Origin of the sequence: Methanocella arvoryzae MRE50, from assembly GCF_000063445.1 — an archaeon.
Classification (GTDB): domain Archaea; phylum Halobacteriota; class Methanocellia; order Methanocellales; family Methanocellaceae; genus Methanocella_A; species Methanocella_A arvoryzae.
Genome location: NC_009464.1, coordinates 1,212,311 through 1,238,696, shown reverse-complemented (window position 1 = coordinate 1,238,696; position 26,386 = coordinate 1,212,311). Strand labels below are relative to the sequence as shown.

The 26,386-nt window shown below is 56.0% G+C and carries 25 protein-coding genes and 2 tRNA genes; 10 read left to right on the top strand and 17 right to left on the bottom strand.

Going from position 1 to position 26,386, the window contains the following annotated elements:
• Positions 1–18: 18 nt before the first annotated feature.
• The gene (locus RCI_RS16635; protein WP_148266547.1) at positions 19–219 is read right to left on the bottom strand and encodes a hypothetical protein; all 201 of its coding nucleotides are present in this window, start codon (positions 217–219) and stop codon (positions 19–21) included.
• 270 nt (positions 220–489) lie between these two features.
• Between RCI_RS16635 and RCI_RS06285 the strand changes: the two genes are divergently transcribed.
• On the top strand, positions 490–861 hold the full coding sequence (locus tag RCI_RS06285) for a DUF1622 domain-containing protein (protein ID WP_012035566.1): 372 nt from the start codon (positions 490–492) through the stop codon (positions 859–861).
• A 405-nt stretch (positions 862–1,266) separates the two neighbouring features.
• On the opposite strand, the gene RCI_RS06280 is transcribed toward RCI_RS06285, so the two are convergent.
• Together RCI_RS06280 and RCI_RS06275 are read right to left on the bottom strand one after the other, a co-directional pair.
• Positions 1,267–3,513, bottom strand: a complete 2,247-nt coding sequence (locus tag RCI_RS06280) for an OmpL47-type beta-barrel domain-containing protein (protein WP_012035565.1) — start codon at positions 3,511–3,513, stop codon at positions 1,267–1,269.
• A gap of 185 nt (positions 3,514–3,698) precedes the next feature.
• On the bottom strand, positions 3,699–3,950 hold the full coding sequence (locus RCI_RS06275) for a hypothetical protein (RefSeq protein WP_048198164.1): 252 nt from the start codon (positions 3,948–3,950) through the stop codon (positions 3,699–3,701).
• Positions 3,951–4,053: 103 nt separating this feature from the next.
• On the opposite strand from RCI_RS06275, the gene RCI_RS15705 reads away from it, so the two are divergent.
• The gene (locus tag RCI_RS15705) at positions 4,054–4,992 is read left to right on the top strand and encodes a GNAT family N-acetyltransferase (RefSeq protein WP_052309916.1); all 939 of its coding nucleotides are present in this window, start codon (positions 4,054–4,056) and stop codon (positions 4,990–4,992) included.
• Between the two features lie 404 nt (positions 4,993–5,396).
• Here the strand turns inward: RCI_RS15705 and RCI_RS06265 are convergent.
• Positions 5,397–5,468, bottom strand: a tRNA-Gly gene (locus tag RCI_RS06265).
• A gap of 170 nt (positions 5,469–5,638) precedes the next feature.
• Between RCI_RS06265 and RCI_RS06260 the strand changes: the two genes are divergently transcribed.
• Entirely contained in the window at positions 5,639–6,040 is a 402-nt protein-coding gene (locus RCI_RS06260; protein ID WP_048198162.1) for a hypothetical protein, read from the top strand.
• A gap of 56 nt (positions 6,041–6,096) precedes the next feature.
• The gene (locus RCI_RS06255) at positions 6,097–6,810 is read left to right on the top strand and encodes a 4Fe-4S dicluster domain-containing protein (protein WP_048198161.1); all 714 of its coding nucleotides are present in this window, start codon (positions 6,097–6,099) and stop codon (positions 6,808–6,810) included.
• A gap of 174 nt (positions 6,811–6,984) precedes the next feature.
• Here RCI_RS06255 and RCI_RS06250 read toward each other — a convergent pair whose 3' ends face one another.
• From RCI_RS06250 to purM, 5 genes are all read right to left on the bottom strand, one after another.
• On the bottom strand, positions 6,985–8,253 hold the full coding sequence (locus RCI_RS06250; protein ID WP_012035559.1) for a radical SAM/SPASM domain-containing protein: 1,269 nt from the start codon (positions 8,251–8,253) through the stop codon (positions 6,985–6,987).
• Positions 8,250–9,938 (bottom strand): hypothetical protein, encoded by a 1,689-nt coding sequence (locus RCI_RS06245; protein ID WP_048198158.1) that lies wholly within the window; start codon positions 9,936–9,938, stop codon positions 8,250–8,252. Before RCI_RS06245 ends, RCI_RS06250 begins: the two co-directional genes overlap by 4 nt.
• A complete protein-coding gene (locus RCI_RS06240; protein ID WP_012035557.1) occupies positions 9,931–10,476 on the bottom strand; it encodes a zinc ribbon domain-containing protein in 546 nt (181 codons plus the stop codon). Before RCI_RS06240 ends, RCI_RS06245 begins: the two co-directional genes overlap by 8 nt.
• 37 nt (positions 10,477–10,513) lie before the next feature.
• Complete coding sequence (locus RCI_RS06235; protein WP_012035556.1) at positions 10,514–11,065, bottom strand: phosphatidate cytidylyltransferase; 552 nt, start codon at positions 11,063–11,065, stop codon at positions 10,514–10,516.
• A gap of 70 nt (positions 11,066–11,135) precedes the next feature.
• Positions 11,136–12,122: a phosphoribosylformylglycinamidine cyclo-ligase gene (gene purM / locus RCI_RS06230; RefSeq protein WP_012035555.1), complete on the bottom strand. Its 987-nt coding sequence runs from the start codon at positions 12,120–12,122 to the stop codon at positions 11,136–11,138.
• A 519-nt stretch (positions 12,123–12,641) separates the two neighbouring features.
• Between purM and RCI_RS06225 the strand changes: the two genes are divergently transcribed.
• Complete coding sequence (locus RCI_RS06225; RefSeq protein ID WP_012035554.1) at positions 12,642–14,474, top strand: PAS domain S-box protein; 1,833 nt, start codon at positions 12,642–12,644, stop codon at positions 14,472–14,474.
• A 20-nt stretch (positions 14,475–14,494) separates the two neighbouring features.
• Here the strand turns inward: RCI_RS06225 and RCI_RS06220 are convergent, their stop codons facing one another.
• Both RCI_RS06220 and RCI_RS06215 read right to left on the bottom strand, forming a co-directional pair.
• A complete protein-coding gene (locus RCI_RS06220; protein ID WP_012035553.1) occupies positions 14,495–16,147 on the bottom strand; it encodes a NosD domain-containing protein in 1,653 nt (550 codons plus the stop codon).
• A 143-nt stretch (positions 16,148–16,290) separates the two neighbouring features.
• The gene (locus tag RCI_RS06215) at positions 16,291–17,694 is read right to left on the bottom strand and encodes an aspartate kinase (protein ID WP_012035552.1); all 1,404 of its coding nucleotides are present in this window, start codon (positions 17,692–17,694) and stop codon (positions 16,291–16,293) included.
• A gap of 244 nt (positions 17,695–17,938) precedes the next feature.
• Here RCI_RS06215 and RCI_RS06210 point away from each other — a divergent pair, with 244 nt between their 5' ends.
• Together RCI_RS06210 and RCI_RS06205 are read left to right on the top strand one after the other, a co-directional pair.
• The gene (locus RCI_RS06210; RefSeq protein WP_231844957.1) at positions 17,939–18,856 is read left to right on the top strand and encodes an ABC transporter ATP-binding protein; all 918 of its coding nucleotides are present in this window, start codon (positions 17,939–17,941) and stop codon (positions 18,854–18,856) included.
• Positions 18,853–19,623 (top strand): ABC transporter permease, encoded by a 771-nt coding sequence (locus RCI_RS06205; protein ID WP_012035550.1) that lies wholly within the window; start codon positions 18,853–18,855, stop codon positions 19,621–19,623. The genes RCI_RS06210 and RCI_RS06205 overlap by 4 nt, the downstream gene beginning before the upstream one ends.
• Before the next feature lie 17 nt (positions 19,624–19,640).
• Here the strand turns inward: RCI_RS06205 and RCI_RS06200 are convergent, their stop codons facing one another.
• The gene (locus RCI_RS06200; RefSeq protein WP_048198152.1) at positions 19,641–19,832 is read right to left on the bottom strand and encodes a hypothetical protein; all 192 of its coding nucleotides are present in this window, start codon (positions 19,830–19,832) and stop codon (positions 19,641–19,643) included.
• Between the two features lie 177 nt (positions 19,833–20,009).
• Here RCI_RS06200 and thiD point away from each other — a divergent pair, with 177 nt between their 5' ends.
• On the top strand, positions 20,010–20,783 hold the full coding sequence (thiD, locus tag RCI_RS06195) for a bifunctional hydroxymethylpyrimidine kinase/phosphomethylpyrimidine kinase (RefSeq protein ID WP_012035548.1): 774 nt from the start codon (positions 20,010–20,012) through the stop codon (positions 20,781–20,783).
• Between the two features lie 249 nt (positions 20,784–21,032).
• Here thiD and RCI_RS06190 read toward each other — a convergent pair.
• From RCI_RS06190 to RCI_RS06175, 4 genes are all read right to left on the bottom strand, one after another.
• A tRNA-Met gene (locus RCI_RS06190) sits at positions 21,033–21,151 on the bottom strand.
• A gap of 148 nt (positions 21,152–21,299) precedes the next feature.
• The gene (gene rpiA / locus RCI_RS06185; RefSeq protein ID WP_048198150.1) at positions 21,300–21,995 is read right to left on the bottom strand and encodes a ribose-5-phosphate isomerase RpiA; all 696 of its coding nucleotides are present in this window, start codon (positions 21,993–21,995) and stop codon (positions 21,300–21,302) included.
• A gap of 80 nt (positions 21,996–22,075) precedes the next feature.
• Positions 22,076–22,453 carry a DUF2111 domain-containing protein gene (locus RCI_RS06180; protein WP_012035546.1) on the bottom strand — a complete coding sequence of 126 codons (378 nt, stop codon included), beginning with the start codon at positions 22,451–22,453 and terminating at the stop codon, positions 22,076–22,078.
• Positions 22,454–22,495: 42 nt separating this feature from the next.
• Positions 22,496–22,882, bottom strand: coding sequence for a DUF2111 domain-containing protein (locus tag RCI_RS06175; protein WP_012035545.1), 387 nt, complete (start codon positions 22,880–22,882; stop codon positions 22,496–22,498).
• 182 nt (positions 22,883–23,064) lie between these two features.
• Here RCI_RS06175 and RCI_RS06170 point away from each other — a divergent pair, with 182 nt between their 5' ends.
• Positions 23,065–23,712, top strand: a complete 648-nt coding sequence (locus RCI_RS06170; protein ID WP_012035544.1) for a MarC family protein — start codon at positions 23,065–23,067, stop codon at positions 23,710–23,712.
• Between the two features lie 67 nt (positions 23,713–23,779).
• Entirely contained in the window at positions 23,780–24,313 is a 534-nt protein-coding gene (locus RCI_RS06165) for a response regulator (protein ID WP_231844956.1), read from the top strand.
• A 399-nt stretch (positions 24,314–24,712) separates the two neighbouring features.
• Here RCI_RS06165 and ilvD read toward each other — a convergent pair whose 3' ends face one another.
• Positions 24,713–26,356 (bottom strand): dihydroxy-acid dehydratase, encoded by a 1,644-nt coding sequence (ilvD, locus tag RCI_RS06160; protein WP_012035542.1) that lies wholly within the window; start codon positions 26,354–26,356, stop codon positions 24,713–24,715.
• Positions 26,357–26,386 lie beyond the last annotated feature (30 nt).

Here is a 26,386-nt window from a genome sequence, read left to right as displayed (position 1 = left end):
ATGCCCGAACACTCCGGCCTATTTTTTGCCTAGCCGGCTCTGCTTTTGCAGCCTCATGACATACCGGGAGATCAGGTAAGCGACAATCACGCCGGCAATGCTGATCAGTATGTACGTCTGGTTTTGAGTAAAGATACCATACGCGAGCAGAATAGAAACGACTAAGATTATTCCGATGCCGATAGCGACCAATATCCTTCTGAGCTTGAGGTTATCCATACCGAACTCAAAAAGGGCTTCTGGGGCAATAAACGTTTTGCAGGCAGGAGGGCGGAAAGTAGCACTCTGGCTGTGAATGTGCCACACAGGGCTTACCTCGGCCGCAATACTTTTCGATGCGTTTTCCGGGCGACCCGCGACGGAGTATAATGCCGACACCTGTAAGCGACTGGGGCATCGTCGCCACCTGTTCTGGCTATTTTCCATGTTATTATTTTATAGTCATGTATAAACAACGGTCTTATAATACAATGGATTGCATGAGTCGATATGATTGAGCTTAATAATTACATAATCAGCCTTGCCGGCTGGATCGAGCTGGTAGCTAATCTCATCAGCGTTATCATCATAGGGACTGGCATCATCGTGGCAGTCTACAAGGTGCTACAGGTGATCCGCCGGCCGGACCTGCTACACTTCAACCAGGCGCGCCTGGCCTTTTCCCGGTATCTGGTCTTAGGCATCGAGTTTCAGCTGGCCGCAGATATCATCAAAACCGCCGCCAATCCCAGCTGGAACGATCTAGGTATCCTGGCCGTAGTAGCCGCAATCAGGACGTTCCTGAACTTCTTCCTGCAGCGGGAGATGAGGGATGAAGAAGTGGCGGTGGAAAAAGCCAGTAAGCACTCGCCATATGAATAATGAGATATTCAGGTAGAGGCTATGAAAAAATGAAAGTTGGCCCCGCATAGGTCGAAAATACCGCCAGGCACTCGCCTCATGAAAAATGGAATATTCAGGTAAAGGCTATGAAAAATTGTAAGTTGGCCCTGTATATGTCGAAAATACCGCCAAGAACGCCAAGGAGCCAAGCTCGCCAAGAGCTAATTATTCATGGAACGCCAAGAGGCCAAGCTCGCCAAGAGCTAATTTTTCATGGAACGCCGGAGGATAACCTGTCCGGCCTCACTTTATCGGCATAAGCCATGGAGCCCGTCGGTACGATCTTTACTCCCCCAGGAAGAGATCGTCAGATAGTCGTAGCTCTTCAGCTAAAAGCAGACGCCGGGCTTGTGCCCGGCCGTTCTTTTACAGCAGCATAGTTATCTATGGGAGGAATCCAGTGATACCGGCTACTATCTTCAAGATCCGCACCACTATCCTCACCTTTTCCTTCGGGTCATCAGCCGAAGTCTGGTCAGGCTCTTCCGCCCGGATCTCCGGCATCGCATCCGGCGTTGCTTTAGATACGCCGAGCTGCGGCAGCCAGTGGTCAGGCACTCCTGTGGTGACCGTCGCGGGGAATGTCGGAGCAGGTACCGGGGCATGGTTAACCAGCTCGTAAATATCCGGGATGCTCGTCGGCCAGAAGTACAGGTAAGAGCTCCCGGTAGCGACGTTGCCTGCCACATCGAACGTCCGGTAGTAGACCTTGTTCAGGTGGCCGGGATATATGAGGAACGCTGACGTATACTGGCTCCAGATCATGTCATCCATACTGTACTCGATACTCCCTATGCCCGACTCGTTGTCCGCGGGGGTCAGGGTGGTCAGGACTGCAGAAGTAAACCAGCCCTGCGGCTTAGAGCCTTCAAAGATGCAGCCGACTGACGGAGCCGTCTTATCGATCCTGACGGCCAGCTTCTTCGGGTCTTCGGCGTTGCCCGCATGGTCGATCGAGCGGAAATAGATCGTGTTTTCACCCTCCCTGCTGACCGTGAGCTCGCTTCCGTAAATCCACTCTGAGCCGTCGAAGCTATACTGGGTCATGAGAACGCCGGTGCCGGCATCCTCCGCGGAGAAGTTCACGGTCACGTCCGACCGGTACCACCCATTTAAGCCCCCGGTGCCGGTTAAGGTGGCTTTCGTCACAGGCGGGACCGAGTCTACCCGGATGATGACGTAATTATGTTCCCCTTCGTTGCCCACGTTGTCAGTGCTCCAGTAATCCAGCTTATGCACGCCATTGGTGACGACGAACGCAGTGCCTGCACCGGCTATCCTGTGTACCGGGCCGTCATCCAGGACGTAGTTCAGCTCTTTCACACCCGATCCTGCATCCGTCGCTCTCAGGTCGACGAGGACGCTGGCATTGTGCCATCCGTCCTCTATTCTGCCACTCTGGATCGCCTCCGTAACCGGTGGAGTCCTGTCGACGCTGACCATGGTGTTGCCAGTGACGATCGGGGCGAAGACATCTACCCGGCCAGAATTCCCATCAACCGTATAAATGTGCCCCTGCAAGTCGATTCCTATGCTTACCGGATCGTATCTCTCCCCCAGTCCTACCATAGAATGATCTATCTTCGCGATGTAGTTCCCATCCTGGGTCAGTATCAGAACCCTGTGGTTCAGCATGTCTGCGACGTACACTAAATCGTTCCCGCCGACGGCGATGCCGCCGACCGAGCCGAACTGGTTCTCACCGCCGCCATAGCTGCCGAAACTCCTGATCATCTCTCCGGCAGGGCTGAAAACCTGGATCTGGTTATAGTACTGGCGATCCGGCGTCCATGGAGTATCTTTGTTGTCCAGCTTTCTCTCTCCGATGCACACCACATAAACGTAGCCGGACGAGTTGACCGCAATCGGGCCTGTATAGCTGTAGTCCGCCCCGGGCACAGGTGTGGCCTGCCAGCAGGCGATAAACCTGCCCAGGGGGTCGAATACCTGTACTCTGGAGTTGTAGTCGTCGGACACGAATACATAATCAGTGGAGTTAACAGCCACGTCTACCGGGCTCATGAACTCCCCTTCTCCGGTCCCTCCCCTCCCGAGGCGGGATATTTCGACGCCCTGCGGGCTATAGATCACCACGCTGTTATTCGCCGTATCTGCCACGTACAAACAGCCGGACGAGTTGATCGCCGTACCTTTAACCAGCCCCGGAACCCGCTCGTCCAGGCTCGAAATGCCGTCGAAAACTTTGACCAGCCCTGGCTGCCGGACACCGCCGATGCCAGCAAGGTGCATCAATATTGAATACTCCCCATCCGGAACTGCCACACCGTAACTGTTGGTGCCGTCCCAGACAAAGCTGTGGTTGCCCGCACTTCTGATTCCGAGAGGTATCTCCTTCACTTTGCCGCTCTGACCATAAATGCTGACGACCGGGCAGCCGTTAGTAATGTCTGCCAGCCTGTAACTGATCTCTACCGAGCCGGTATCCGGGTTGAAAAAAGCCCTGTCGGCAGAAACGCCGGCGATCGACGGTGCCGCCGTAGGAGACGGCGCTGCCGTCTGAGACGGCGCTGCCGTCTGAGACGGTGCAGTCGTCTGAGACTGCGCTGCTGCCGAAATCGGTGCCGAAAGGCACACCAGGGCCAGGACCAATAATACTAGGACGTACCTCATGGTAACACTCTACAGTTCCCGCCCCACGCCGCAAATTAACTGAGCCGTAATAATGGCCAGTAGTCCATACGATGATTGAAGAAAAGTCCGCCGGACAGTTTGTATACTTTTTGGTTCCGGCTGGTGCCGGCTTAGGCCGGCACAGAGATGATCGGCTCGTGAAGATTCGAGTTAAGAAGGAGTTATCACTTACTGTTGATCCGGATCTCGCACGACTGCGATCGGCGCTCATTCAGGGCGAGCCACTCGTCCCAGTTCGCCTCTTCGCCCGGCTTCAGCTCGAACCGGATGCCGCCGTCGCCTTCGTACGGGAAGCGGTGATCGTGGATGCCGAACAGGATGTCGTCGGGGATGCCCTCCGGGAAAGCGGTACACCGGGCGCCGTCGTCGCTTAGGTGTTTGCAGAAGATGCAGATAAACGCGGAGAGATCGGTCATCACAGATCACTTACATCAGGGGATATAAAGAACTTCCCGCTTACACGAAGCGGGACGATCTCACTCATGACAACCTATTTGTAAGAAGGGCCTGTGGTAATTGATGATGTGTGAACCAGAACCCCGCCTGAAGCACCTAGAAAAAGGGCATGGGCTGCCCCTTGAATATTCAGGGATCATCGATGAGGCACGGAATGCCGTAGCATCCACTGCTGCCGGTAAGGTGCAGCAGTGGATGCTGGAGAGCATCGATTCTATTCAGGCCGGCAAATACGACCTGCTTGTCATGCATTGCGGCGATTATGTAGCAGGCATCATGGGCTATAATATTCTGGAAAACGATGTCCAGATCTACTTTTGCCACGTGAGAGCGCCCTATCGTGTATGCGAAGGCTGGTTTTTCCGAACGGCGGTCAGCCTGTTCAAGGAGCAGGGTTTGCAGATCGTGAGGACGAGCTTCCAGTGGCCTTCCCCGGACGAATACGTCAAAGTAGCGGGGGAACTCGGCTTCATAGAACTGGAGCGCATCAGTATGCTGAGAGAAAACGACTCCAGCTACTCTGATAAGCCACTGCCCGAAGGGATAGAAATTCAGCCCTGGTCAGACGCTTTCCTCCTCGAAGCCGGGCAACTGCTCTTCGCGGAGGCGAACCCGGTAGACCGGCAGATCTACCCTCAGCTCAAGTCCCTCGAAGGCACCGTGGGCCAGCTCTCGAAAATTACCTGCAACTTCTACGGTAATTTCCTGCCGTCGCAATCTATGGTAGCGCTTCAGGACGGAAAGCTGATCGGCCTGCTGCTGGCTACAGAGTTTGGAAACGAGCTGATCCTGATCGCCGAGATCGCCGTCGCAAAAAGCCACCGGGGCAGAGGTATCGCCAGCGCCATGCTGGGCAGGCTTATCCGCTCCAGTGCGGTGCTCGGAAAGAGGCAGATGGAACTCGTGGTCAACTCGCAGAACCGGGAAGCGATCAGGCTTTATGAGCGCAAAGGGTTCCTGTCGTCGGTTACGTTCAAGCAGTACATACTCGTGTATAGGTAGACGTTCCCAAATCCGGCATAGGTATTCCTCAGTCATGTGCTGAAGTTCTCGATTATAATCCTCGCAGATTTGCAGTCGATGTAGTGGTGGCACCGAAAGGTGCCTCCGTTCCAGTTTTTCAGGTCATCCTTGATCATATATGCGTCCTTCTGGCATGTCTTTGTAATTCCATAGACGCGGCTTATACGGGTGGTCAGACTGGAAAGCGGAAAACGAGAAGAAGTAAACCGAGAAAGTCCAGGACATTTTTAATTACCGGTGTTAGGGGGGCTTTTTACAAAAAGCCCCCCTCGCCACCCCCTCAAAAACATCGCTTATAAAATGCCCTTCGGGCCTACCGACGTGTCGAGAGTCAGGAAAACCTTTTTGGAAAAGGTTTTCCCGACACCCTTTCTAAAACTGAGTGCACCGACCGGGAATCGAACCCGGGTATTCAGCTTGGAAGGCTGATATCATAGCCGCTAGACCATCGGTGCATACTTAAAAGATGCGGACTTATCATCAACTTACATAGTATTAATATTTTCGCATGGCTATCGCCAGCCGCCATCGTATCCTGCGCTTATCACGCAGTTCCGGGCGGTAATACTTGACTGGCGATGCCACAGCACAAATACTATATCAACTATCCCGGTTACTTTTGAGCATGGCAAAAGGTGCGCCGCCAGCCGGCTCGTTCATCATCGTCACTGTCATTATAATCGCATTGATCGCCTTCATAGCCCTCATCTACTTCACCCCCGGCGAAACGTACGTCGTCCACGTCACAGTGTTCAACAATGCGACTCCTGAATCTCCTCATTCGTCTGTCTACCTCGGGCACGATCTCAAGCCGACTACAAAGCTAAACGAGAGCCTGCGGCTTTCCCCCGGCGAGAGTTTGACGTTCGACGCTGACGAGTGGTTCCCGACCGGTAAGAACACGACATTCAAGTTCCAGGCTGCCGTCTCCGGGGAGGTTCTGAGTACCGTATCTTACCACGCGGATAAAAACGAGTCCAGCGTGAATCTGACCTGGGATGGAAGCGATCTGCACCTGTCGCCTTGAAGCCATCCGCGCTCGCGGAAAGCCTTAAGCTTTCCTGGTTCCAATCTACTGCTGCTATGGCCTCCTCCGAACTTCAGGCAGTGAAAGCCGCCATCCACGACATCGCCTCTTTCTACGGCTTAGAGGTCGTCGGCTTCCTGCGCCTCGATCAGGCCAGGACGACGATACCTGCGCACGAGATGGATTTGCTCAGGGGCGTCAAGTGGTCTGACGGCGAGGTCAGCCTCTCCAACGTTAAAAACCCGCTGGAGATCATGCCCACGGCTAAGACGATGGTCATTCTGGGAAAGCGCCTGCTGGACGATAAAAAGGATATATACTACCGGGTATCCGACAGCTATTCGGCGTCGATCGAGACCATGCTGCTCGACGTCGCTTCGCTTAAAGTCATCCAGGCACTGGAAGACGCTGATTTCCAGGTCGCCGAGTACACTTCTTACTATCTCAAGGTATGGGCCGTCCTCGCCGGCTTCGGGTGGATCGGCAAGTCCCGCATGTTCGTCCATAAAAACCACGGGCCCCGGCTCCGTTTAAAGGCAGTCCTCACCGACGCCGACATCGGAGACATAGCTGAAGTCATCCCCGACAAGAGCTGCGGGGACTGCCGGGAATGCATCGACGCCTGCCCCGTCGGAGCCATAAAAGAGACCGAGGTCGATCGGAAATTATGCGGCGCCTGCAAGCTCAACCACAGGCGAGTTTCGGAGAATGCCCTGTCTTATTGTACTCAGTGCACCGCCGCCTGCCCTATCGGCATCGGCAAAAAATAAGACCATTCACCACAGAGGCACAGAGGTTCACAGAGACTTATCTCCTAAGTCGTAGCTATCCGGTTATCTAAATATAATTCTCTGTGTTTCTCTGTGTCTCTGTGGTGAGCCGTTCTCTGTGAACCTCTGTGTCTCTCTGTGCCTCTGTGGTGAACCCTTCACTGTAGTTCTTGCTCAGAACCCGCAGGCGAGTTCGAGCGGACACCCGCCGCCGCACATGGGGTACTGGATGCACTTCTTGCACTTCTCGGGGGCGTACTTGTGTCCCCTGAGGCACAGGGCTAATTCTTTTTGCCAGACGTCCTTGAATTCGTCTGTCACCGCATTACCTAACGGCTTAAAGTAGGACTGGCAGGGTATGATGCTGCCGTCGGGCTCGACTGCGAGCGTCAGTCTGGCGGCGCTGCAGGATTTGACGCCGAGGCCCATCTCTACCGGGTTGAGCTTGTGGTACGGGGTGGGGGTGTACCAGATGAAGTCCATGTTGTGCTGTTCGGCGAGGGTGATCACCTGCGGCAGCAGCTCTTTCAGCTCCTCGTAGGTGACGCCGTCCGCATTCACACCTCTTCCGGCCCTGATAATGGCGTTCAGGCCGAAGCGCTTTACTCCCAGCTTAGAGAGGAAAGGCACCAGATCGAGTATGGTCGCCTTGTTGGCCCGGGTAATCGTCGTATTGGTGGTGGTGAACAGTTCCTGTACTGAGTTCTTGATTCCCGCCACCGTCTCGTCGTAGCAGTCCACTTTGCACATGGCGTTGTGGATCGTCCTGTCCGGGGACTCTATGGTGATCTGGGTGTAGTCCAGCCCCGCCTTCTTCAGCTTCGCTACCCGCTCTTTGGTGAGCAGCCTACCGTTAGTGATCAGGCCGGTGACAATACCCAGCTTCTCGGCCTGGGCTATCAACTCTTCTAGATCTTCGCGAAGCAGGGATTCGCCGCCAGTGAAGACGATGTTTGGGACCTCGAACTTCTGCGCCTTGTCGATGATCTGCTTCCACTCCTTCGTGGAGAGCTCTTTTGTCTGCCTGGGCCCGCCCGCGTAGCAGTGGCCGCAGTTGTTGTTGCACCTGTACGTTAAGGCGAGGTCGATGCGTAGCGGTGATTTCAGGTCGCCGTACTCCGGCGTTCTCACTTTGACGTCAAGGCTGGAGAAGGGGCAGGTGTTGCCCGAGGCGACGCCCCAGACGGAGTTCATGAGCCGATCGTAGTCCTGTTCGGCCGTCTTCTTGCCGACCTTGTACTTCATCATCACTCTAAGGACGACGTTGTCCCGGATGCTCCCTACGAGGGGCTTGTGGCTGTTGTAGTGGATGTAGTATTTGACGTAGTCGGAGCCGATACGGTCCAGGTAGAGTATGCGCGAGGCGTTTATGACTAAAAGCCCCGAGCCGTCGCTCTCCTCTCTCAAGTGCAGTTTGGCGTTGTTGATCTTTGCGGTCTTCATGTGCATCCCCCTCCTCCGCCCGCGCAGGCACAGGCGCAGGCACAATGAGCGCAGGCGCAGGCGCACGAGACGCAGGCGCACGACGTCCCGCCCTGCCGGGCCGGTGCAGGCTGAGCCGGCGGCGCATTCGCAGCGTTGCGGACTCCCAGGAACGATTCTATGCTCCCTACGACGCCCGCGGACATGGTCTCGACCGAGTTGCTCACCTTGTTCGCAAACGCCTCCACGCTCGAAGTGGTCTGATTGGTCGGCTGCTGCGGCTGGCTGACAGTCGTGCCAGTCTGCGGTCTCATGGCATCCGTAGTGGCGGAAGTCGTCGGAGTCGTAGCGGTCTGCTGGTGCCCGAAGTAGTAGGGATACCACCAGTAGTACGCCGGAATGGTCATCGTGTTCCATCCGGGAGCCCTGAGGTAGTCCTTCGTCTTCGTGGCGAACTGCTCGTCCGCCATGAGCCAGAGCATGGCCGTGTCGTACTTCTGCAGTTTCAGCTCCGGCGTGTCCACTGCCTTGACGTCGTCCCACTTCTCCTCGATCTTCTGCCTGTAGTAGGCTTCCGTGTCCTTGCGGCAGAACGGCCTGGTCTTGTCGACCACTCTCTGTGCCAGAAGTTTGAAGCACCTGACCAGCCGGTCTTCGTCCAGCGCATCCTTTATGATGGCGTCCATGAAGGCTGCCTCGTAGTAGTTCAGATCTTTGCGGGAGACCGGCTCCAGCCTGATCGGCTCAGTAGAAATGAGCTTGATGTTGCCTTTTTTCATCAGGTCGAACATGATCATGGTCAGGATGCGCCTCGGGTCGATGCGCAGGAGCATCGCAGCCTCGACCGGGTCGAGGTCCTTGTTGACGCCCACCCCGTCCATGCTGACGACCGGGGGAGAATATTGCTTGCGGTTGCCTGAGGCGATGATGCTGAAAATGATGATCAGGCCGATGCCGATGAAGGGTAAACAGCCTGAAGAGCAGCAGACGTCCGTGAAGAAGGCGCCGACGCCGTCGTCATCGCCCGTAGTGTAGACTGGGGGCGTGTAATCGTCCTTGGAGGTCACGGCTCCCGGGGCCAGGTACCTCTCCGGGAAGCTGACTGCTGTGTCGAACTGCTGGTTATTGGATAAATGTGTGCTGTTGAAGTAGACGATGGTGCGGCCGTTCTCGGTCCCGATGCCGGAGTACTCCCTGTTACCCGTAAAAACTTCGCTGACGTTGATCTCCGCAGGCAGCACGTACTTCACACTCGTATCACTGATGGTCATGTCCCACCATGGCGGGGTGAATGAGACGATGCCGTACCCCTCAATATTCGACTTGTAGATGAAGTTCGGCAGCGTCGAATAAATCGTGAGGCCGATGTGATCGCCCGGCCTTAAATCGTAGTCCTGGGTCTTGATCTGGCCGCCATCTATGTAGTAGCTGTGGCTTTTGCCTGTGCTGTCCACCACGCTGCTGATCTGCATGTTACTTTTAGTGGCAGGTATCCAGACCTCGTTCCAGACGCCTTTCTCAATAGTGGCGTCCACCTGGTAGATCATGCTGACCTGACCGGACTGGTTGATGTCCAGCGTGACGTGCTGGTAGTTGACCTGCCACCTGTACTCCTCTGCACTGGCGGCCGGCGAGGCTGCTATAGCCAGGGCCAGCACGAGCAGCGACAATACCAGTACTGCCGGCAGGCGTGTGTTTCTAACCATTGTTACTCTCCCTCTTCAGGTCTTCCGGCCTGGCCTTGTCCCACTCCACAGGAGCACCGCAGCTCGGGCACCTGACTGTATTCAGGTCTACCGGGGTGCCGCAATACTGGCACCGCATCCTGACCTCCTGCGGGAACATATAGGTCTTGACGCCGGAGTATTTTGTGGCGTCAAGGTTGATGTCGCACAGCCCCTGGCCCGCCATGTGATCCAGAATCGCCTCGGCGTCTTCTCCCCTGAAACCGACGCTCACCAGGTCTGCCGCCCGGACTACTCCGTTCCTCTTTTTGGCGACGGCCATGACCTGCCGCTCCATGTTATGCTCCCGGGCATCTTTCATCTTCTGTTCCTGGGCGGAGGAGTAGACCATGTATACCGGAACGGCGGCCGCCACCAGTAGAACGACGCCCAGAAAGCCCGTGGCCAGCGCCCATGACCTGCCCGCTATAAAAGCCATGAGGGTGATGAACCAGATCGGAAGGCTGATCAGGACGAGCACCACGCTGGCACCGATCAGCAGGAAGGAACGGTTATTCATGTGCTAACAATAAGAGGCGGGAGATATAGATATTTTACTATCCCGTAATAACGGCAGCGGCGGCCATGCAGAGAAAGGCCGCTATCGCGGTGAGGCAGTTGTCACCCCTGCCCGCGTACGCTTCCGCGATCATGCCGCCAGCCGCTCCCACAAGCGCGATCGGCCCGGCAACGAAGTACCCCGCCGAGCCTGCAATGATGATTCCCGCAAGCATGCCCGACCAGGTCTTTTTAGTACAGGGCAGCTTCGGCCCGCCGATCGCCCTGCCCGCGAGGGTCGCCACGCCGTCGCCCAGCGTCAGAACGATGATCGCCGCATCGCACGCCTCCGGCATGAACAGCAAAGAGATCGCCAACAACAATGTGATTGCCAGCAGGTAGGCCAGCGGCTCCGTCGCCGTGCCCGACATCTCCCCCTTCCGGTATACCAGCCCCGCCAGCTTCGGGTCCAGCTTACGCTTCACCAGCTCCAGCACAAAGAAAGCGCCGATACCCAGTATGGCCATTCCAAGAGCCAGGTACCGGTTGTACATCGCGAGCGGCACGAACAGCACACCGCCCATATGTACGAGCTTCCGAAGCGAGAACATTAATCATAGTGCTTTGCGCTCTGTAATAAAAAGATCGGCTCTCGCGATGCAAGAGCCATCGAAAAACTAGTTACCACATCTTGATGCCGCGAATTCTGCACCCTTCCTTGACAATTTTACCGACGATGGTACCATCCGTCATTTTCACGATGGCGCCGGCGTCCTGCTTATCGCAGATGATGACGTAGCCCATACCCATGTTGAAGGTGCGGTACATCTCCTCGTCCTCGATATTGCCGGTCTTCTGGATGAACTTGAATACTTCTGGCACCGGGAGCGGGTCGGTGAAGTCGAAGCCGTAGCTTGTAATGCGTTTGAGGTTCATCAAACCGCCGCCGGTGATGTGGGCCATGCCGTGGATGTTGAACCGCTTTGCGAGGCCGACGACTTCGGCGTAGATTCTGGTGGGGGTGAGCAGTTCCTCTCCCAGGGAGACCTTTTTGTTGTACGGGCAGGGGTCTGTGTACTTGAGGCCGGCGCTCTCCACGACTTTGCGGACGAGGCTGTAGCCGTTGGAGTGAATGCCGCTGGACGGCAGGCCAACGATGACGTCGCCGGGCTTTACGTCTTTGCCGGTGATGATCCGGTCTTTGGGGACGACTCCGACAGCCGTGCCGGCGAGGTCGAAGCCTTTGATGATGTCGGGCAGAGCCGCGGTTTCGCCGCCGACGATGGACACGTTGGCCTGGCGGGCGCCCTCGTTGAGGCCGATCATCGTCTGCCTGACCAGCTCCGGGTTCGGCTTTTCAAGTGATATGTAGTCGACGAAGGCAAGGGGCTCGATACCCATTACGTACAGGTCGTTCACGTTCATGGCGACGCAGTCGATGCCGATGGTATCCCACTTCTCGATGGCGTCCGCGATGAGCAGCTTGGTGCCCACGCCATCCGTAGTGATTGCCAGGGCGAAGTAGCCCATATCGATCAAGCCTGCGTAGTGCCCCTCTCCGCCGAGGGGGGCGCCGAAGCCGGTGCGTTTGAAGCTGAGGCTTTTGAGGATATCGGACTTAATGCCGTCCAGCTTCTTGATGTCAACGCCTGAGCCGGCGTAAGTCATGTGTTCTGCGGAAGCTTTTTTAGCCGTAGCCTTCCCGGCGGTAGCCTTTTTGGCCGCCGTCTTTCCGGACGGCGTGCTTACGGCGGCTTTACCCTTGACTGATGCCTTTTTCCCTGCCTTCTTCTGCATGTGCGATAGATAGCCTTAAAATATAGATATAACTTTTGAATCCTTCGATATAGTCCACCTGCACGGATGCGATTAAAAGGCGCCTATGGTACCGTGAAATACAGTAAAAAATGGGGGTATTGCTGGTTTATGAGACAAGGCAGCTTTTGATAGCGCTTGTCTCATAATCCCAGGGTGGTATTATGGGGTTATGGTTTGCCTTAAGGGGGGTATTGTCCGGACCTTAGGGTGGTACGGGTACCTTAAGGGGGTATGACCGATAGCTTATTTACCACTTATGATTAAATAGTTGTCGGTCTTTGTATACCAAAGCACTATCCCATCGTTAATGAGAAAATTTTTGTCGGCCAGCTATCATTATTATCTATCATCGCCAGGAAGGAAGTTGATATGGACGTAAACCGAAAGGAGCTATCCGCCATCAAGGAAGCGCTGAGGGAAAACTCCCGCGGCATGACGATCACTGAGCTTTCGAAGGCTGTCGGGCTGAACAGGCACTCGGTAGCCAAGTATACGGAAGTGCTGGTGGCGGCGGGGCACGTAGACATGCGATCTTTCGGGCCTTCCAAGGTGTACTTCCTGTCTCAGCGAGTGCCCATCTCTGCGATGCTGAGCTTTTCCTCGGACCTGATCATCACGCTGGACAAGGACCTGCGAGTGAAAAACGTAAACGACAGATTTCTGGAGATCATGAACCTGAGCAGGGAGCAATTGCTCAATAAAAACATCAAAAACTTCCATTATCACACAGAATATATCCTTGATCTGATGCCTTCCATCGAGGCTGCGCTGGGCGGCAAGGACACGTCTGTCGAACTGTTTTATCAGGGCAGGACCGGTGATCGCTATTTCGTCATGAAGTCGCTGCCCACAGTCTTCGAGGACGGGGAAACAGGCGTCACCCTGATCCTGAGCGACATCACCGAGAAAAAACAGGCGGAGGAGGCTCTACGCAGGGAGCGGGCGGAACTCGAGATCCGGGTGAAAGAACGGACGGCCGAGCTGGAGAAAGCGAACGAGAAGCTCAAGGCCGAGATTGAGCAGCGTATCAGGTCAGAGCAGGCGCTCCGGGAAAGCGAGGAAAAATACCGGAACCTGGTCGAGAGCATCAGCGACGTCTCCTGGGAGATCGACAGCGCGGGCCGGTTCACCTACATCAGCCCCCGCATAAAGGACATGATGGGCTATGAGCCGGCGGATTTCATCGGCAAAACTATCGAGGGCTTCCTGGCGCCCGGCCATGCCCGGGATATCATCGATAACGTCGCGCAGATCTTCGCCGATCCGAAACACTACAGCTTGCAGGAGACCCACGTCCTTCACAGAGATGGGCATGAGATCATCCTGGAAGCAAACGGCACTGTGCTCTATGATGACGGCGGCAACTTCCGGGGATACCGGGGAGTTATCAGGGATGTGACCGCCCGCAAACAGGCCGAAGAGGCGGTGAGACGGGCCGAGGAAAAGTACCGCAATCTCGTCGAAGACGTCAACGACTGGATCTGGGAGTGCGACCTGACCGGGCAATATACTTATTCCAGCCCTAAAGTTTACGATATCCTCGGCTATCATCCGGAAGAGGTAGTCGGATTACGCTCTATCGACCTGATGGCGCCGGAGAAGGCGAAAAAGATGGCCGAGACTATAGTCGCTACCCAGCAGGGCGGGACGCCGCCGCAGATGCTTGAGGTTGAGCTTCTTCACAAGGACGGCCGGACGATCTTCCTCGAAGTCAGCGGCAAGCCTATATCTGGTGAGCAGGGCGCTGTTATCGGCTTCCGGGGCGTCGCCCGGGACGTCACCGAGAAGAAGCACATAGAGCAGGCATTGCTGGAGAGCGAGAGCCGGCTCCGCAGCACTATCGAAAACGTCAACGACATCGTCTGGGAGATGGACCGGGAGGCGAAGTTCACCTACGTCAGCCCGAAGGTGAAAGACATCCTGGGCTACGACCCGGAATACTATCTCGGAAGAGTCATCGTGGAATTCATGCCACAGGAGGACGTGCCTCATTTTTCCGAAGGCTTCGGCCGCATCTTCGCCAACCCGAGGCCTTACAGCCTGGAGCACATGCGGATGTTCCACAGGAGCGGCAGGATCCTCTCGATGGAAGTCAACGGCTCGCCGTTCTACGATGAGAACGGGCAGTTCTGCGGCTTCCGGGGCGTGACCAGAGATATTACGAACCGGAAGCTAGTGAGCGTGAAGCCGGGCATCTCTTGATGCCCGAATTCTTCTCGAACCTATTTTCTCAGGAACAGCAGGTATGCAGCGACTCCGCCGACTATTGCCAGCCCCAGAGCACCGATGACAATATACAACACGTTACTGCTGCCCTGCGATTCCTGCGCAGGGGTAGCCGATGCATCTGGAGACGGCAGTGCTGTAGCCGTAGGTGTCACAGCCGGAGCCGGGGTAATTGCCGGCGTAGCCGTGGGCTGCGATGTCGGCATGGCTGTCGGTGTCGTTACCGGCGCTATCGGGGTAGCCCCAGAATAAAACGCGCTCATATCAATGGTGGTGCCCATTGGGATGATGTGCGGTAACCTCCCGGAAAAATCGTAGCCTGACGACAGGGTAACCAGCGGGAAGTAGTCGATCACGTCGCCGTTTACGTATGGCACGTCCCCGATCCCGTCGCCGTTCGTGTCAGCGCCAGTGTAATCGCTCCAGTAGTTACCTGTACTATTGTTGTATACATTCGCCTGATACGTGTACTTTGCAGGCACCGTCGTATTCCAGCGGGCGTCGGGGCTGTTTACGCTCATCGCATTATAATTCTGGTTATTCAGGAAAGTGTTCTGAACTACGGAAATATTCTGGCTGTCTTCAAGCGATAAGCCACAGCCATCGTTATCGGTAATCCTCGACTGGCGTAAGACAGAATTTGTACACTCTTTGATCATTATACCATCTCCATTGCCGGAGACGTTCAGGCCGGATAATAGTACCTGATCGCTCTTTTCTGCCTGGAAGCTCAAGGCTTGCGATCCAGTCAGCAAACTATTGAAGATGGCTATATTATTGCATTCTTCTATCAGGCAATTCCTCTCCAGGGAATCCTTTAGAGTCACGTTTGTTATCGTGAAGTCATTGCATTCAACCAGGTACAGGTTAACCATCGAGTTACTACAGGCTGTGTCATCCATCTCGACATCCCCGGCAGCAAGGAATGCAATGCCCATGGCAGATGTATTTACGGTTGTTACTTCACATCCGGTAATTCTGCTGTCGTGACTGAACTCGGAAATAATTCCCGTAGTACAATTAGTAATCGAAATGTTAAAATATGCCGAATGGTTGTTAAAAATGGAGAATATGCCCCATTCGACATTATCCATAGTCACATTTTCTATCGTAACGTAGTCAGTTAGTAGCAATAGGATGCTACACGGACCGTAATTATCCCTGAACGTGCAATCCCGGATAGCGAGGTGATGATTATACTGAAACGTCGTGATGTCAACCGCTAAGTTATCTGAGAAACTGCAATGGGTGATCTCTACGTTTTCTGAGACGTTCGCAAAGATACCCCTGTGGTTCGATTGTATATTGAGGTTCTTCAGCACAATATCGGAACCATCTATATGTATGCCGACCCCGGCGGTAGCTCCCTGTATCGTGAAACCGTCCAGTGTCACTCCGCTGGAAGTAATGCTCACAGCGTTGCCGCCATGCCCGGCCGCATCGATCACCGGCAGGTGTCCTGCCCCGTTGACGATGCCGATCAGCGTCACCGGCTTGTTGGCGTTGACGATTTCGGCATAGTTCCCCCCGTCGACATAGATGGTGTCTCCGGGACTCGAAGCGCTGATCGCGCCCTGGATCGTAGTATAGCTCTGGCCCGGGCCTACGTGCAGCGTTGCGGCCGCAGTCGTGCCCGGAATGACGATCAACGAGAAAAATATTATGGTAAGGATGCCAGTAAAATTACCTCTGATACTACCGCCTCTCCATATAGCGGAGTATCCCATAGGCCATTAAATTTTCGTTTTATGGGCTGACAGGAAAAATAACCTGTCAGCTACCCGAATCTTTTTTAAAGGTTATGCAACTCGAACTCGTCGTGCAGGATCTTCACTGCCCTCTGCGCATCTTCCTTATTAATGACAAAGGAGATGTTGGCCTCAGACGAGCCCTGGCTGATCATCCTTATGTTGACTCCGCTCTTGCCAAGCGCGGTGAAAATTTTGCCTGCAGTGCCCGGCGAGCCGGCCATGCCGGCGCCTACTACTGCAACGACACACACGTTGTTGTCGCAGGTGAGGTCCCGCTCGATCTCCCCGTTAAACTCCCTCCTGAGGGCTGCGATGGCTTTGTCGACCTGGGCTCCGTCTATCGCCATAGAGACGTTGAACTCGCTCGACGCCTGGCTGATCATTATAATGTTTATATCTTCCTTGCCCAATACACTGAAGATCTTGCCGGCGATGCCCGGGGTACCGGAAAGGCCTGCGCCGCTGATGTTGACCAGGCCGATGTTCTTGATCATGGTGACCGCCTTGATGGGGGCGCAGTTGGCGCTGTTGTCCTTCATCAGGACGACTGTGCCCGGGTGGTCGGGCTGGAAGGTGTTGAGCACTCTGACCGGTATGCCCTTCTTCACGGCGGGCTCGATGGTCTTGGGGTGGAGCACTTTGGCTCCGAAGTAGGACATCTCCATGGCCTCTAAGTAGGTGACAACCGGCAGCGTCTTAGCCTCTGGTACGATCCTCGGATCGGTGGTCATGATGCCGTTGACGTCTGTGTATACCCAGATCTCGTCAGCGTCCACGGCCGCGCCGATGATGGACGCGCTGTAGTCCGAGCCGCCTCTGCCGAGAACCGTGATGATGCCCCTGGAGTCTGCGGCTACGAATCCTGTGACCGCCGGTATAACGCCTTCCTGCAGCAGCGGCAGCAGCTTTTCCCTGACCTTGATGTCGGTGATCGGATCGGGCCTGGCGCTCTCATAGCGGCTGTCCGTGATGACTCCGGCTTCGCCGCCGGTGAACGGCTTCGACTTCGCGCCCAGATCCCGCAGTGCGCCGCTCAGGATGGGAACGCTCATGCGCTCGCCGAAAGAGTAGATGTAAGCCAGCGAGCGGTTTGTCAGCTCGCCCAGGTAGCAGACGCCTACCAGGGCGTTCTTCAGCTCTGAAAGACGTCGCTCAATCTCCGCCGAGACTTCCTGTCTGATGCCCTGGTCCTGGATGGCATCATGGATCGCTGTTTCGTGGCGCTTTGCCAGTTCGCCGAACCGCTTCTCGACGTCTGAAGTGCTGCAGGTGTCCTTGGCGACCTGTGCCATCTCGTAAAGCTTGTCAGTGACGCCGGTCATCGCCGAGGCTACTGCTATAACCTCGTTGCCCTGATCCTGGTATCCTTTCACAAGTCTGGCAACGTTACGAATCCGCGCCCCGTCGCCCACAGAGGTGCCGCCGAACTTCATGACAAGTCTCATCGTGTATCACAATCCGCCATGGATTATTTAATATGATAGTATCGTGCGTGTATAAGATGATTACGAGTATATGGTCTTGCCGGTAAATTCGGAGGGTGGCTGCCGGCTAAGACCCGTCACCGTTACCGCCGTGTAGCATGTCGGCAGACCCGGGCCAGTGGTGGCAGCGAGCAACCATTTCTGTTCTTTGTATCGTGAAAAAGCTGGAAAATGCAATATATATTAATTTAATATATATAAAGTGATGGCGAACGCAATGGCAATCGTCGAGGGCAGCGACCTGGTCAAGGATTACAACGGTCTGCGGGCTGTGGACCACGTCAGTTTCTCCATACCCCGGACGGAGTGCTTCGGGTTTCTGGGACCAAACGGTGCGGGGAAGACCACAGTCATGAAGATGATCTACTGCCGGTCACCGGTGACCCGGGGGGATATTCTGGTCAACGGCATGAGCGTGAAGACGGAGCCGAGGCGGATCAAGGCACTGATCGGGGTGGCCACTCAGGACGACAACCTCGACCGGGACCTTACCGTATGCGAGAACCTGATGGTCTACTCCCGCTACTTCGACATCCCTCACCGGACAGCCCGGAAGAGAATCGCAGAGCTGCTGTCCTTCTTCGATCTGCTCGAGAAGGCCGACACGCCCGTGGACGACCTCTCGGGAGGTATGAGACGAAAGCTGATCGTGGCCAGAGCCCTCGTGAACGATCCTGAGCTGCTGATCCTGGACGAGCCCACGACCGGCCTCGACCCCCAGGCCCGGCGGCAGATCTGGGATACCATCATCAGGCTCAAAGACGGAGGCAAGACGATCGTGCTGACCACGCATTACATGGACGAAGCCCAGGAGCTCTGCGATCGCATCGCGGTCATGTTTGGGGGGAGGATCCTGGAATACGGATCCCCCGCCGAACTGATCGGCCGTGTCGTGGGTACCAGCGTCTGCGAAGTGTACGCTCCCGAAGAAGCGCAGGTCAGCGCTATCCGGGATCAGGTGAAAGGCAGCATCGAGCAGGTGGGCAGCCGCCTCTACGTCTACGGCAACGATGCCGAAGTGCTGCGCAACAAATGCGAGGCGGCCACCGGCCGCCGCCACATCGTCCGCAAGACGAACCTCGAGGACGTTTTCCTGAAGCTCACCGGGAGGCAGCTGAAGTGAGGATCGAGCTGCCATCGTGGCGGGCGAGGCACGTCTGGGCCCGCAACTTAAGCGTATTCAAGAAGTTCTTCATCACCAGCATCCTGCCCTATTTTGCGGAGCCGCTGCTCTTCATCCTGGCGCTGGGCTACGGCCTTGGCCTGTTCGTCGGGCAGATCGGGGGCGTCAGCTATCCCCAGTTCCTGGCCCCCGGCATCCTCTCGTCCTCGGCCATGTTCGCCGCCTCTTACGAGTGTACCTACTCGACTTTCGTCCGCATGCACTTCCAGAAAACGTTCGACGCAGTGCTGTCCACGCCTGTCATGATCGAGGACATTGTCCTCGGGGAGATCCTCTGGGGCGCTACGAAAAGCCTGATCAGCGGCACCTGTATCTTCCTCGTGATCTTCCTGATGGGGCTGGCCAGGATAGAGTCTGCGCTGATTATTCTACCGACCATCATGCTGGTCGGCCTTATGTTCGCCTCGTTCAGCATGCTGTTTACGTCATTAGTGCCTTCTATCGACGCGTTCAACTATTACTTCACGCTGCTCGTATCGCCGATGTTCCTGCTCTCCGGGGTCTTTTTCCCGGTGGACAGCCTGCCCCCGATAGTCCGGGACATATCCTGGCTCCTGCCGCTCACTCACGCGGTCGACGTGATCAGGCCTGCAGCGACAGGGCTTGTATCCTGGAGCTTTGCCATAGACCTGGCGTGGATGGGGGTCTTCACGATCATATGCACAGCTATCTCGACAGTGCTGATGAAAAGAAGAATGATTCAATAGGTCCTGTAGAGGATCTACTAACGTTTTACTTCCAGGTCCTGCTTATCGCAGATAGCAGTCCCGTGCTCGCCGAAGTCGACCTCGAAAGTATTCCAGCCGCTGCCCGGTATTTTGGCCAGTATGACACCCTCGGCGCCTTCGGGGATAACGCTGCCGTCTATAGATTTTTTCAGCTCTCTTAGCAGGATGACCCTGTCGTTCGGTCGCATAGTAACCTTATTTAGATCGCTGATATCGTTTAAACTTTTGCTTGCGACCTGGGGCCGGAGAGTGCGTGGGGAGTGAACTCCCTGGCCTCTCGGCCGTGGCTTTTGTGATGAGGCCTGACAAATCAATCGATCTTGCCTAACAAAACACTTAATATCGCTCTGAAATATCTATGTCTCATGAGCTATATCGCCATGACCATCGCCGGCTCAGATTCCGGAGGAGGGGCGGGCATCCAGGCTGACCTCAAGACCTTTCAGGCGCTCGGGGTACACGGGACCTGTGTGCTGACTGCGATCACGGCACAGAACACGACTGGCGTCAGGGGAATCTTCGACGTGCCTGTCCAGGCCATCGAGAGCCAGATCGACGCTGTGATGTCCGACTTCAGCGTCAGGTATGCTAAAACCGGCATGCTGTCGAGAGTCGAGACGATCCGCTGCGTGGCACGCAAAGTGAAGGATTACGGGCTGAAACTGGTAGTCGATCCGGTCATGGCTGCAGAAGCCGGCGGCAGGCTGCTGAACCCGGACGCGGTCGAGGTCCTTAAGGCAGAGATCCTGCCTCTGGCTGAGGTAGTCACCCCGAACGTGTACGAAGCGGAAGTGCTGTCGGGTATCAAGATCAGGGACATGGACTCTGTCAGAGAGGCCTGTAAGGCAATCCGCGCCCTCGGCGTCAGGAACGTCGTCCTGACCGGCGGGCACTTCGGGGGCATAGATACGCTCTACGATAGCGCCGGCACATTCCACACCTTCCAGGGCGATCTGGTCAAAGGCGGCACCCACGGCACCGGCTGCACCCACTCGGCGGCAGTGACGGCCTATCTGGCCCGGGGAGAACCGGTGGTAGCTGCCTGCGAGAAGGCTAAAGTGTTTGTAAGGGGTGCGGTGGCAGGCTCCATGGACGTCGGCCACGGCGTACGGCCGGTGAATCCCGGGGGCATCAGGTAAAATAATCTTTTAATTTTTATTGGGCAGGTGTACGGGGAACTTTTTGGTAAAAACTGGGATGCCAGGCTTTACGTTCCTTAACGTGCGACAGCTCCTGTAAGTAATAGGTGTTAGGGGGACTTTTTGTAAAAAGTCCCCCTCGCCACCCCTCAAAAACATCGCTAAAAAATGCCCTTCGGGCCTGCTTCGGTGTCGAGACCCAGGGGAACTTTTGAAAAAGTTCCCCGGGAGCCCCTTCAAAACTTTTAGTGTCGGAGGGGGGATCCGAACCCCCGACCTTCGGATGTCTCAGGCTACTTGTCTCAAGTTATGGCGAGTATTCAATACCCTATGAGTCCGACGCCCTAACCAGACTAGGCCACTCCGACATTACGACAAACTTAGGAGTTTTGCATATCCTAAATAGCATTCTACGATATAATTCTTGTGGTTTACAGACTCCAGGAAAAACTGCGGCTGGCACGCTGCGGGCGACCTCCGGCAGCTTCTGTCGTGGCCCTGCATGCCATGCCCCGTTCACATCTTGCGCCGGAGGACCTCTACCCTGTTCTCATACCCCACGTACACCATGGCGGCGTTGGTGAAGATGCCGTGCTCCACCAGGCCAGGGATACGGGAGAGCTTGTCGCCGAGCAGCGCCGGCTCTTTGATCTGCCCGAAGGCGCAGTCCAGCACGAAGTTGCCGTTGTCAGTGATGATCGGGCCGTCCTTGCCGGTGCCGGTCCTGACCGTGCAGGTGCCGCCGAGCTTCAGGATCTCCCGCTCTACCAGCTTCACGGCGTACGGGAGCACTTCGGTAGGCACTGACCTGTCCAGAATGCTGCTGAACTTCTTGTCGTCAGCGACGATGACGAACTGCTTTGCGGACGAGGCGACGATCTTTTCCCGGGTGTGTGCCGCTCCCCCGCCTTTGATGGCGTTGAGCGAGGCGTCGACCTGGTCCGCGCCATCGATGGCGATGTCCAGCACGGGCGAAGCTGCCAGGCTGGTCAGGGGTATGCCGCACTCGATGGCCAGAGCCTCGGTCGAGTAAGAAGTCGGCACTCCTACGATGTTCAGCCCTTCTTCCTTCACCCACCTTCCGAGCAGCCGGATCGAATGGGCTACTGTGGAGCCTGTGCCAAGCCCCACGATCATGCCGTCGGTCACCAGCTCGCAGGCCTTTTCTGCGGCGTTCTTTTTCGCCGCGTCACTACCGGAAAGATTCTTCATCGAAGCCAAAAAGGGCTTTCGGGTGGAAAAATATTACGGTTATACCGCGTGGCAGATATAAGGCTGGCTAAGCAGAAACATCAGTGGCCATTGACCTGCCTGTGGATAGCGGCATACTGGTCCATGAGCGCCTTGATCTCCATCGAGCCCGTAGTATCGACCACGCCGATCGCGACGACCGTTTTTCCGTCCGCCTTTATGGGGGCGACGATTACCGGTATGCCCTTATACGCTCCTGCCGGGGGCCTGCCTTTTATCACGCGGCCTTCAGCCAGCACCTGTTCCAGAATCGGCCCGGTATACGATCTGGACCTGACCTGCCCGTCCTCCACCTGAACTCCCGGCCTGTTCATGCTTCTTGCGGTGACCGGGAGGCCGCCTGTGAGGGCATGGATGCAGAGAGCCAGGCTGGCCAGGTCGTCGGCTGAAGAGTCCGCAGAAATTGTTATCCGATCCATAATCTAACGTAGATGTGCGTGCTTTTATGGTTTTGCCAGGCTTCAGAAGCTATCCAGCACCTGGTTTTTAATACGCTGGCTGATCTGCGCGAATTCTTGCAGGCTTAGCGAACCCAGAGCATCTACGATGCCCAGCGTAGCTATTGTGAAGCCATCCGTATCCTCTATCGGGGAGATCATCATTGGCATCCCGGCGTATTTTCCGGTATCGACACGGGCCTTTCTTACGTGGCTGTTCAAAAAAACGCTGTCCAGCACTATACTCTCGTAACTGGTGTCCGCGGAGCCGTCGCTGTCGACGAACACGCCGGGCATATTACGGCTTTTAAGGGCGATAGGCATGCCACCCGTGGCCTGGTGGATCGACTCGGCCAGCTGTCGTAGCATCTCTGCTGGCGTATCCTTCGAAATTTCTAGCGAGCTCATCATGTATACACAGGCAAAATTTTCGTAAAAACGTTCCTTCTTCTTTTGACATGTATCACTCGCTGCGCCCGACGATTGAAGATAACGTCTGCGCCGTCCGAAAATTCCGTTTTGAGGGCCGGCAAGGGCAAGGGGAGCTGAAGGGTGAAAAAGAATTTAATAGTTACAGCACATCTGATTAACGAATGGTCTTCGATAGCGCTTTAAGCTACACGCTCTTCATACACGCCTTAGTAGGCGTCTTCGTCATAGTCAACCCGTTCGGCAACATCCCGATCTTCATCTCGCTCACATCTAAGCTGACGCCCGCCGAGCGCCGGACTGCCATCATCAAGTCCCTCCTCATCGCCACGGCGATCCTGCTGGTGTTCGCCCTCATCGGCCAGGCTGTCTTCACCTTGCTCAACGTGACACTGCCCTCCCTGAGAATTGCCGGCGGGCTGCTGTTGCTCGCCATTGCCTTCGACATGCTCATGGGGCGCAGCCCGGCGTCGAAGATCGACGAGTCCGACGAGCGCGAAGCGGTGGCCGTAACGCCGATGGCGACGCCGCTGCTGGCGGGGCCGGGCGCGATGAGCACGGTCATGATCCTGATGAACGAAGCGGCGACCAACGACCTGCAAAAGCTGTCAATTTTCCTCGCCATCCTGCTTGCCATGGGGGCGGCTTTCCTCATCTTGATAAACTCGGAGCTCTTATATTCCGTCATTAAGAAAGACGGATCGAGAGTGCTGACCAAAATCATGGGTATCGTGCTGGCCACGATAGCCATCGAGATGATGGTCAACGGCCTCCTGAAAGCGTTTCCGGTGCTTGCGGGAATGGGTATCTGACCCGAAGCATTCCGGTATTGTCCATGTGCTAAGCAACATATTTATATGCCAAAAGATGTAAAAGCAATTGCATCCGGGGACATACTATCTCTCGAAGTCCCACACCGTAGTCAATAAGAGGGCTAATACTAAAGATTGTGTCGGAAAATATGGCGAGAAGATATACCTTTCCGGCGCGTATACCAGCACGAAGACAAGGATAAACAACATGAGCGACGGGGACGATAAAAAACCATTTGTAGCTATAGTGGATGATGAGCCTGACCTCCAGAAGCTTTACAGGCTGGCTATCTCCTCCAGAGGCTATCCTATATCGTACATAGCCAGCGATGGCACCGACGCTCTGGAAAAGCAAAGCAAGGCCAACCATAAGCCCGACATCGTCATCATTGACCACCGGATGCCCACTAAGAACGGGGTGGAAACCACCAAGGAAATCCTCGCCACGACTCCCGCCACTCGCATCATCTTCGTATCCGCCGACGAAGCCGTGGAAAAAGAAGCCATAGAAGCCGGGGCGACCAAGTTTTTGAAAAAGCCTATCTCGTTAAAAGATTTGCTCCGCAACATCGATGAAGAAGCGAAAAAAGTGTCCGCTTGATGGTGGCAAGTAACTTATTCTTAAAACTTTTCTGATATTCGTCATTCAAAACCTCCTTGGCCTCCGGTCCCTCACTGTCCTCCTCTCTGATCTCCTGACCTCCCTGACCTCCCCCTGAGATCGTTCTCTCTGATCTACGGCGCCTCCGAAACCTCCCTGTTGCCCGGCTTACGCACACGTACCGGAGAAAATGGGGGGTTGGGGAGTGCCCGGAGGTCAGGGAGACTTTTCAAGCTGGGAGGTCAGGGAGGTCAGGAGGTCTGAGAGGAGGAAGGTGAGGAGCCGGAGGATTGGGGAGGGAAAATCGGATGTCAGGAATCGCCTTGAGAACGCCTGCATTCGCAGGCGTTCAACAGGCGAACATCTCGGCACGGAGTTATTTGCCTTGCTCACTAAATCTTATCTGATCAGCCCGCCGGTAGAGGCCGAAGTGACGTTCTTCGCATACCGGGCGAGGTAGCCTTTCAGCTGTTTCTGTCTGGGCTTGAACGTCTTCTTCCGGGCTGACATCTCTCCCTCGGTGAGGATGACATCGATCCGCTTCGCCGGTATGTCGATCTCGATGCGGTCGCCGTCCTTCAGCATGCCTATGGGGCCGCCGTCCACGGCTTCAGGGGAGACGTGGCCGATACATGGCCCGCGGGTGCCGCCCGAGAACCTGCCGTCGGTGATGAGGGCTACGGATTCGCTCAGGCCCATGCCTGCGATGGCGGATGTCGGGCTGAGCATCTCCGGCATGCCCGGGCCTCCCCTGGGGCCTACGTACCGGATCACGACCACGTCGCCTGGCTGGATCTCTTTGCCCAGGATGGCCTTGATGGCATCATCCTCAGTATCGAACACTCTCGCCCTGCCTGAGAACTTCAGCATCTTATCGCTCACGGCGCCGCTCTTGACGACCGCGCCCTCCGGTGCCAGGCTGCCGTACAGGATCGAGATGCCGCCAGTCTTGTGAACGGGGTCGGCCTGGGCGTGGATGACTTCGGGCCTCTCCACTCTGGCATCCTTCACGATGGCCTTGATGGTCTTGCCCGATACCGTGGGCAGGTCTTTCAGCCCAGCGATCTGGCTCATGACCGCAGGTATTCCTCCCGCCTCGTCGAGGTCCTTCATCGTGTACGGTCCTCCGGGGCTCATGTGGCAGATGTGGGGAGTCTCGCTGCTGATCCTGTCGAAGTCGTCCAGCTTCAGCTCGATGCCGCCTTCCGCAGCGATGGCGGTCAGGTGCAGCACTGTGTTGGTCGAGCCTCCGATGCTCATGTCAACTTTGATCGCGTTCTCGAACGACTCTCTCGATACGACGTCCAGCGGCTTGATGTCCTCTTTGACGAGCTGCACGATGCGGCGGCCGCTCTCCCTGGCGATTCGGTCCTTCTTGCCGCTGACCGCGTGAGCCGTGGCACAGTCCGGCAGAGACAGGCCCAGCGCCTCAGTCATGCAGGCCATAGTGTTAGCTGTGTACAGCCCCTGGCAGCTGCCGCAGCCCGGGCAGCAGAGGTCCTCGATCTCCTTGAGCTCTTCAGGCGTCATCCTGCCTGCCCGGACGCTGCCGATGGCCTCGAAGGACGAGATCAGGGTGAGATCTTTGCCGTCCAGCCTGCCCGGCAGCATCGGGCCGCCGGTCACCACAATTGTGGGGATGTTCATCCTGAGCGTCGCCATCAGCATGCCCGGGACAATCTTGTCACAGGTGCCCAGCATGACGATGCCGTCGAACCGGTGGGCCTGAGCCATGACCTCGATCGAGTCGGCGATGATCTCCCTGGAAGGCAGCGAGTAGCTCATGCCCTCGTGGCCCATGGCAATGCCGTCGCAGATGCCGATGACGCCGAACTCGAACGGCACGCCGCCGGCTTCCCTGATGCCTTCCCTGACCTTTTCCGCGAGTGCCCGCAGGTGCTTGTGACCGGGGACGATGTCGTTCCAGGCGTTGGCGATCCCGATGAACGGCTTGTCCATGTCGCTGTCCGTAACGCCCACCGACTTGAGCAGCGCCCGGTGCGGCGTCCTCTCCATTCCCTTCTTGACCTTGTCACTTCGCATGATTGACAGACCTCTGAAAACCTGCTTCAA